Source organism: Ruminococcus sp. AF17-1AC (assembly GCF_003461385.1).
Taxonomy (GTDB): Bacteria; Bacillota; Clostridia; order Oscillospirales; family Ruminococcaceae; genus Hominimerdicola; species Hominimerdicola aceti.
Window position 1 is genome coordinate 21,595 of the sequence record NZ_QTWZ01000024.1, and the last position, 6,000, is coordinate 27,594.

At 42.0% G+C, this 6,000-nt stretch carries 5 protein-coding genes and 4 tRNA genes; all 9 read left to right on the plus strand.

Translation table 11 applies throughout. The features are described from left to right. Window positions 1-145 precede the first annotated feature (145 nt). The 9 genes from lon to DWW81_RS12035 all read left to right on the plus strand — a co-directional run bounded on the left by lon (window position 146) and on the right by DWW81_RS12035 (window position 5,888). Complete coding sequence (gene lon, locus DWW81_RS11995; protein WP_117898144.1) at window positions 146-2,557, plus strand: endopeptidase La; 2,412 nt, start codon at window positions 146-148, stop codon at window positions 2,555-2,557. Window positions 2,558-2,568: 11 nt separating this feature from the next. Continuing rightward, entirely contained in the window at window positions 2,569-3,291 is a 723-nt protein-coding gene (gene yihA / locus DWW81_RS12000) for a ribosome biogenesis GTP-binding protein YihA/YsxC (RefSeq protein ID WP_117898143.1), read from the plus strand. Window positions 3,292-3,402: 111 nt separating this feature from the next. Further along, window positions 3,403-3,705 carry a YerC/YecD family TrpR-related protein gene (locus tag DWW81_RS12005; protein WP_041337345.1) on the plus strand — a complete coding sequence of 101 codons (303 nt, stop codon included), beginning with the start codon at window positions 3,403-3,405 and terminating at the stop codon, window positions 3,703-3,705. Further along, window positions 3,705-4,457 (plus strand): class I SAM-dependent methyltransferase, encoded by a 753-nt coding sequence (locus DWW81_RS12010; RefSeq protein ID WP_117898142.1) that lies wholly within the window; start codon window positions 3,705-3,707, stop codon window positions 4,455-4,457. Before DWW81_RS12005 ends, DWW81_RS12010 begins: the two co-directional genes overlap by 1 nt. A gap of 4 nt (window positions 4,458-4,461) precedes the next feature. Next, on the plus strand, window positions 4,462-5,331 hold the full coding sequence (gene hslO / locus DWW81_RS12015; RefSeq protein ID WP_117898141.1) for an Hsp33 family molecular chaperone HslO: 870 nt from the start codon (window positions 4,462-4,464) through the stop codon (window positions 5,329-5,331). Between the two features lie 163 nt (window positions 5,332-5,494). After that, window positions 5,495-5,570: transfer RNA gene (locus DWW81_RS12020), tRNA-Val, on the plus strand. Between the two features lie 26 nt (window positions 5,571-5,596). Continuing rightward, window positions 5,597-5,673, plus strand: a tRNA-Asp gene (locus DWW81_RS12025). 61 nt (window positions 5,674-5,734) lie between these two features. Continuing rightward, window positions 5,735-5,810: transfer RNA gene (locus DWW81_RS12030), tRNA-Gly, on the plus strand. A 4-nt stretch (window positions 5,811-5,814) separates the two neighbouring features. Continuing rightward, window positions 5,815-5,888, plus strand: a tRNA-Cys gene (locus DWW81_RS12035). The last annotated feature ends 112 nt before the right edge of the window (window positions 5,889-6,000 follow it).

A 6,000-nucleotide genomic window follows, 5' to 3' on the forward strand; every position in this document is an offset into this window, starting at 1 on the left:
TGAGGTACCTTTATAGGTGCCTCTTTTTGTTAAGGGGAAGTTTCTGAGTGGGGCTTGCAAATGTATCATAAATGTGATATTATATACTAAAGCTGTATAACAAAGCATTACAGTATTTGTAGAGCTGTAAGGAAATGGAGCAACTATGAAAGATAAAACTGATGTTAAAATAAATAATATTATGCCGTGTGTTCCAACGAGAGATCTGGTAGTTTTTCCTGGAATGTCTATGCATTTTGATGTTGGCAGACCAAGAACTATAAAGAGCATGAAAAATGCCATGGACGGCGATCGATTTGTTTTTCTTTGTGCGCAAAAAGACGTTTATCTTGAAATGCCTGAAAAAAAGGATATGTTCAAGGTGGGTACTGTAGCAAAGGTAAGACAGATCGTTAAAGCACCTGATGGAATATACAGATGCTATGTAGAAGGTCTGCGTAAAGCGAGACTTGCTGAGTTTTATCAGTATGATGATTGCTATGAAGCTGATGTAAGACTTGTACCAAATTATTCAAAGGATAGGCTTGACGATGACGAACAACTTGCTGTTTTTCGTTCGGTCTTAGATGAGTTTGAAGAGTATGTTAAGGTGGTTCCTAAAATGCCTGAAGAGCTTTATGCCCAGATACTCGGTTCTAAAACGCCTGTTCAACTTTTTGAAAGTTTGGCATTTAATATTCCGTTAGCTTTTACTGACAGACAGTCGCTTCTTGAAGCCCCATCTGTTTTAGATAAGCTAATTCTTATGATCACTATGCTTTCACGAGAGACCAATGTTTTATCTCTTGAAAGAAGGATACATAGTCAGGTCCATTCTCAGATAGAAGAAAGTCAGCGCGAATACTATATTCGTGAGCAGATCAAGGCGTTACAGAATGAGTTGGGTGAAAATGAAGACGGCTCAGATGTAAATGAGATCGATGATTACACACATAGGATAGATTCACTTATATTGTCCGAAGAAGTTCGTGATAAGCTTATGGGCGAGGTCAGGAAGCTTTCCAAGATGGGTATGATGTCACAGGAGGGTGTTGTGCTGAGAAATTATCTCGACACAGTGCTTGCATTGCCGTGGAATGCTGTCACAAAGGATAGGACAGACGTTAAAAAGGCAAAGCAGATACTTGACAAGGATCACTATGGCATGGCAAAGGTCAAGGATAGAATACTTGAAAATCTTGCTGTAAGAGCGCTTACTCCTGATGTCAAGGGGCAGATCCTATGTCTTGTTGGTCCTCCAGGCGTTGGTAAAACTTCAGTGGCAAAGTCTGTCGCCAGAGCACTTAATCGAAACTTTGTAAGGGTCTCATTGGGCGGTGTTAAGGACGAAAGTGATATCAGAGGTCACAGAAAGACATATGTTGGTGCAATGCCAGGAAGAATAATGAATGCCATGAAGCTTGCAGGAAGTAAAAATCCTGTTGTTCTTCTTGATGAGATAGACAAGATGAGCAATGATTTCAGAGGCGATCCATCGTCTGCTATGCTTGAGGTTCTTGACAGCGAGCAGAACAATGCTTTCAGAGATCACTATATTGAAGTGCCGTTTGATCTAAGTGATGTGCTGTTTATTACAACTGCAAATACTCTCGATACCGTTCAAGCACCTCTTCTCGACCGTATGGAGGTCATAGAGTTGTCTAGCTACACTAGGGAGGAGAAGTTCCATATTGCAAAGGAACATCTTATTAAAAAGCAGGAAGGTAAGAACGGTCTTAAAGCATCTCAGATACGCATCTGCAATGATGCTATCTATAAGCTTATAGACAGCTACACAAGAGAGGCTGGCGTGAGAAATCTTGAAAGACAGATAGGCTCGCTTTGCCGAAAGGCTGCTAAGGAGATAGTTGAAGACGGAGTTAAGAAAGTTACTTTCAAGGCGGATAATCTTGAAAAATATCTTGGCCATGAGAAATATCTCCCTGATGTTGTATCAGATAAAGATGCTGTTGGCACTGTAAATGGTCTGGCATGGACGTCAGTGGGCGGAGTTGTCATGCCTTTGGAAGTCCTTGTGCTTGACGGAAAGGGCAGAATAGAGCTTACAGGCTCACTTGGCGACGTTATGAAGGAGTCTGCAAAGATTGCCGTAAGCTATTGCAGAAGCGTTGCTGACAAATATGGCATCGATAAAGACTTTTACGAGAAAAAAGATTTGCATATACACGCTCCCGAGGGTGCTGTGCCTAAGGACGGTCCATCTGCAGGTGTTACCATGATAACGGGTATCATCTCTGCATTGGGTAATATAAAAGTGCGCAGTGACGTTGCTATGACAGGCGAGATAACTCTTAGCGGCAAAGTACTGCCTATAGGCGGTCTCCGTGAAAAGACTATGGCTGCATACAAGGCGGGGGTAAAGACTATTATTGTGCCTTTTGCTAATAAGGGCGATCTTGATGACGTTGACGATACAGTAAAGCTTTGTTGCGAGTTCGTGTTCGCAAAGACTATTCAGGATGTGCTTGACGTTGCACTTGTTCCAAACAGCAAAAATAATGTTCCGCTTGAACTCCTAAGCAAGAACGAGCCGGAGCGAAAAAAATTAACGGTATAGAAAGGGCGCCTATGAATTATAACAAAGCAGAATTTTATACATCCTTTGGAAAATTCTCGCAGATACCCAAGTCTGACAGACTTGAATTTGCCTTTTCTGGCAGGTCGAATGTGGGAAAGTCGTCGCTGATAAACAAGCTTCTTAACAGAAAAAACTTGGCGAGAGTAAGCTCTATGCCGGGTAAAACTGTTACAATAAACTTCTTTTCTGTGGAGAATATCTATATCGTTGATCTGCCTGGATATGGCTATGCCAGCGTATCAAAGTCCGAGAAAAGGCAGTGGGGCAGTCTTATAGGAGGCTATCTTGACGACGGCAGCAGACAGCTTGCACTTGTTTTTCAGCTTGTGGATATGCGTCATCCGCCGAGCAAAGACGATTTGATGATGATAAATTATCTTATTGACGCTGAGATACCATTTATAATCGTGTTCACCAAGGCGGATAAGCTTAAGCCTAACGCCAGAAAAGCACGTATGGAAGCTTTCAAGACAGAGATACCATGCTTTGAGGACATCACCTGTGTGGAATTCTCTGCGGTCACAGGCGAGGGTGTAGATGAGCTGAGGGCAATAATAGACGATATATCCGAGGGGGCTGAGATAACGCCACCAGAGAAGCTAGAAAGCGATACAGAGAACGAAGAAGAGGAATATTACGATGATAAAGAAGATATTTCTGATGAGCCGAAATCATTCGGCGGTTTTCTAACACCTAATAGAAGAAAAAATTAAGAGTAAGTAAATAAAAAATTCATAATTCTCCTTTACATTTTTCATGACTTGTGTTAAAATATATTTATGGTTTAACACTTTACACCATGAAACGTAAAGGAGATTTTTTTCATGAAAGAGAAACTTGAGATCAAAAATTTAGACGATCTTTATGAAGCAGTGCTTTGTCTTGAAACTGTCGAGGAATGCAGGTTGTTTTTTAAAGATCTTTGCACTATACCTGAGCTGAAAGCACTTTCGCAGCGTTTTCAGGTTGCAAAAATGCTTACAAAGGATCATGTTTACAGCGATATAGTAAACGAAACAGGTGCTTCAACGGCAACTATAAGCCGTGTGAACCGCTCGCTTTCTTATGACGGCTCAGGCGGATATAATATCGTTTTTGACAGATTGGATAAGAAGGAAGACAAGTAATGAGCGGATACGGCAGATTTGCTTGTTACTATGATAAGCTTACAGAGAATGTCGATTACGGAAAAATTGCGGCACGGTGTCATGAACTTATAAAACGATACAGTTCAGAGCATGAGGTAGTTTTGGATCTTGCCTGCGGCACAGGTTCGCTCAGTGAAGCACTTGCACGTCTTGATTATGATGTGGTAGGCGTTGATCTGTCGGATCAAATGCTGGAAGAAGCCATGGATAAGCGCTATGAAAACGGTCTGAACATACAGTATCTTATGCAGGATATGACTGAGCTTGATCTGTATGGCGCAGTTGATGCTGTTGTTTGTGTTCTTGACAGCATAAATCACCTTGAAAATGAGGAAGCTGTCAGAAAGACTTTTGAGTGTGTATCAAAATTTACCTGCGATGGTGGACTTTTCATATTTGATGTAAATACTGTGTATAAGCACCGAGTGATCCTTGCAGACAATGCGTTCTGCTATGATCTTGATGGGCTTTTCTGTGCATGGCAGAATGAGCTTAATGATGATGACAGCGTGAGCATATATCTTGACTTCTTTGAGGAGCAGGAGGACGGCTCTTATTGTCGTTTTAGTGAGGATTTCACAGAGAGGATATATACGGACGAGTTTTTGAGCGAGCTTGTAAAGTCAAATGATTTTGAACTTATAGGAAAGTATGACGGATTTGAGGACTCTCCAGTTAATGATAAAACGCAGAGAGCTCTTTATGTGTGCAGGAGAATAAACAGAGGGTGATCTTATGGGTAGAATAGTTAGAGTTATAAGTAAAGACGCTTCCGTTGTGTGCAGCGCTATCGACGGAAAGGATATTGTTTCACGCATTGAGGAGATACATAAAACTTCCGCTGTGGTCACGGCGGCACTTGGCAGACTTGCTATGGGTACTTCGCTCATGGGATTTGGACTTAAAGGCAAAGATGATTCTATTACTGTAAAAATGGACGGTGACGGTCCTACAGGTGCACTTATATGCGTTTCTGACAGCATGGGAAATGTTAAGGCGTATGTACAAAATCCAGTGGTGGAACTGCCGCTTAACGATAAAGGCAAGCTCGATGTCAGAGGGGCTGTAGGCTCTAATGGTACGCTTAGTGTGGTCAAGGACATGGGACTTAAAGAACCGTACTGCGGACAAGTGCCTATTGTTTCAGGCGAAATAGCAGAGGACATAACTAACTATCTTGCTGTCAGTGAGCAGGTGCCAAGCGTCTGCGCTCTTGGCGTACTTGTAAATCCAGATCTGACAGTGAATTGTGCAGGTGGATTTCTTATTCAGCTTTTGCCGTTTGCACCTGAGTCAGCTATAGATCAGATAGATAAGAATATAAACGGAATGGAGTCTGTAACAAAGCTTATAAGCAGCGGCATGACAACAGAGGATATTGCTATGAAAGCTTTGGAGGGACTTGAGCCGAACGTTCTTGATGATTTTGAGGTTAATTATCGTTGCGATTGTTCAAGGGAAAGAGTAGAGAATGCTCTTATATCTTTGGGCAGGGCAGAACTTGAAGATCTTTCTAAAGACGGTGGTACTGACGTTGAGTGTCACTTCTGTGATAAGAAATATCACTTTACTCCTGAGGAGATTTTAGGGTTAATAAAAGAATAATATTTAATGAATATTTTATGTACACTATTCAAATGCCCGATAATAAAGCGTTTACGGACTCAAACTTTTTTTGAGAAATTTTAAAAAAACTCTTGACAAATGGCTTTGAATAGTGTATAATAAATATCGTCGCTGAGAGATACAACTCAAAACGACAGCTAACGGGAGCATAGCTCAGCTGGGAGAGCATCTGCCTTACAAGCAGAGGGTCACAGGTTCGAGCCCTGTTGTTCCCACCAAGCGGACTTATAAAGTCCGCTCATATGGCCGGGTAGTTCAGCTGGTTAGAACGCTAGCCTGTCACGCTAGAGGTCGTGGGTTCGAGCCCCATTCCGGTCGCCAATACATTCTTTATGTATCAGGTTTCGGTATCTTGCATATAATATTGTAGGTACCACTAAATGCGGATTTAGCTCATCTGGTAGAGCGCCACCTTGCCAAGGTGGAGGTAGCGAGTTCGAGCCTCGTAATCCGCTCCAATATGGCGCTATAGCCAAGTGGTAAGGCATAGGTCTGCAACACCTTGATCCCCAGTTCAAATCTGGGTGGCGCCTCCAATGACTCACAGAGCTTCTGTTCTGTGAGTTTATTTTTTTTAAAAATATAATAAACAATCCAAAGTGACAACTGAGCGACGCTCAGCTGTCACTTTTTGTATTAAAGGAACAA

Bases quoted from the DNA above. Each gene is read 5' to 3' on its own strand.
- lon (WP_117898144.1), top strand. From the start codon at position 146: ATGAAAGATAAAACTGATGTTAAAATAAATAATATTATGCCGTGTGTT.
- yihA (WP_117898143.1), top strand. From the start codon at position 2,569: ATGAATTATAACAAAGCAGAATTTTATACATCCTTTGGAAAATTCTCG.
- DWW81_RS12005 (WP_041337345.1), top strand. From the start codon at position 3,403: ATGAAAGAGAAACTTGAGATCAAAAATTTAGACGATCTTTATGAAGCA.
- DWW81_RS12010 (WP_117898142.1), top strand. From the start codon at position 3,705: ATGAGCGGATACGGCAGATTTGCTTGTTACTATGATAAGCTTACAGAG.
- hslO (WP_117898141.1), top strand. From the start codon at position 4,462: ATGGGTAGAATAGTTAGAGTTATAAGTAAAGACGCTTCCGTTGTGTGC.